The sequence below is a fragment of the Prevotella sp. genome, assembly GCF_036570325.1.
Taxonomy (GTDB): Bacteria; Bacteroidota; Bacteroidia; order Bacteroidales; family Bacteroidaceae; genus Prevotella.
In genome coordinates this window covers 1-1,887 of the sequence record NZ_DATCYK010000070.1, presented here as the reverse complement: position 1 = coordinate 1,887, position 1,887 = coordinate 1, and the positions used below count along the sequence as shown (strand labels likewise).

The 1,887-nt window shown below is 57.3% G+C and carries 2 protein-coding genes; both read right to left on the bottom strand.

Translation table 11 applies throughout. From position 1 onward, the window contains the following. Window positions 1-877, bottom strand: an 877-nt coding sequence (locus VIR50_RS08110) for a phytoene desaturase family protein (protein ID WP_331934639.1), incomplete at its 3' end; no start/stop codon positions are given. Continuing rightward, on the bottom strand, window positions 874-1,887 hold a 1,014-nt coding region (locus VIR50_RS08105), incomplete at its 5' end, for a phytoene desaturase family protein (RefSeq protein ID WP_331934638.1). The genes VIR50_RS08105 and VIR50_RS08110, both read right to left, overlap by 4 nt.

Genomic DNA, 1,887 nt, shown 5'->3' with positions numbered 1-1,887 from the left:
CGATACGCTTTCGGAAGGCTTTTGAGAAGCAATGGCTGTCGGTCATGCCGATAAGTTGGCGGGGATGGATGGCACTGATGAATGTGTCGGCCGTGTAAGTACGTCCTTGTTGGGTGTGGACGGCTGTCATCTGTCGGTCGTCGATGTCGATAGATGTCACCTTGTCGCCGCCGATAACGGCCCCGCCATGTTGTAGGATGATGTCGGCCAAGGCGTCGGCGAGCTGCTGGCTGCCGCCCTGAAACCTGCTCGGACCCTCTATGTAGAGCACGTTGATGAGGGCATGGATGTACGCCGGCGTGTGTCCTTCCATGCCTCCGTACATCGGATTCATGTAACCCAGCACGTCACGCAGGCGCTCGTCATGGATGAAATGGGCCACGAAGCGGTCTGCCGGCCACATAAATTCAGGTCCATGGGTGTACACGTGGTCGTTCGTGGGGCGCAGGTAGAAGAAATCTATCTCGTCAACCATGCGATAGAGGGCCTCCACATATTGTTCAATGGCTTCACGTTCGTGGGGGAATTGTTCGGCGAAATAGCGGATGAAGGCCTCCCGTCCCTCGGGCACACGGTAGGTCTTGCCATCCGACAGATAGGTGATTTGGTCCATGCAGAGGGCGTCGACGTGCTTTATTCGCAGCTTGTCGCTGATTCCCAAATAGCGTAGCAGCCGGTCGAGCGTCTGTCCTCGGCGCATTCCTCCTAACAAGTGCATGCCCGTTTCAAAGCATACGCCGTGGCGGCGAAAGGTTTGCAGTCCGCCGCCAATGGTCTTGTTTTTCTCCAACACCGTCACTCTGTAGCCCTCCTTGGCCAGCAGCGCGCCGGTGAAAAGGCCGCCGAGGCCTCCTCCTATGATGATAACCGTCTTCATTTGTTGCTGTCGTTGATTTGTCGGAACAGCTCTTCCGAGGTGAGAAGGGCCGAGCAGGTGACGATGGTTCCTACCAATACGCCGAGTATGCCGTGGCTGTTGACGTTCTGCCCGGTGAGTAGCAGGTTGGGAATACGTGTGAGATGGTGCACCCGTGCGGCCGGTCCCAGCCTCACGTCACGGGCTATGCCGTACATGCTTCCGGCCTCTGTGCCCGTGTAGTCACGGTAGGTGAGGGGCGTACTGGTGAAGTATTGCTCTATGGTGGCGCCGAATCCGGGGTGGTCATGTTCCACGGTGGCGATGAGCCTTTCGGCGTGTTGCCGTTTAAACTCCTCATAGTCTTGTCCTCGTTGGCCTATCTTCGTGCCCTCCCATCGGGCCACATCGGCGTATTGCATGTAGGAAAGCAGAATGCCGCTTTGGGCAAATCGCTGGTTGGCTTCGTTACACATGTGCATGTAAAGATAGCCTTTGGGCCAGTCGGACGCCGTGTATTGCTCACATCCCCACGGCGTATTGTCCTTGTAACCATAGAAGTTATGGTTCATGTAGGGCATGCTTTGCGGTTTGAATTTCAAGTAAACGGCGAATCCCCCCACCGTGTTGGGCATGCTGTTGATACGCCGTCGGTAGGCGGGGCGCAGCAATGGCGAGTCGGTAAGCTCCAAAGTGCGGGCTGGGTGTAGGTCGGATATGATGACGTCGGCCTCGTATCGGGTGCCGTCAGCGGTGATGACAGCCCGTGCCCGTTGGTCGTCGCAGTCTATGTGGATGGCCTTTTGGCGGGTGATGATGCGGCCGCCATATTGTTCGAGCGTCGTTTTCAGCGCCTCGGCGATGGCGTCGCTGCCCCCGATGATGCGGTAAGCGCTTTGGTTATAGAAGTCGGTTACAAAGGCATGGGTGGCAAATGGCGTCTTGTTTTGCTCGGCGGCATAGAGCGGCAGTGCCCCCATGAGCACGTTGCGCAGCGTAGGGTTGGCCACCGTTTGCGCCATCACGTCGTT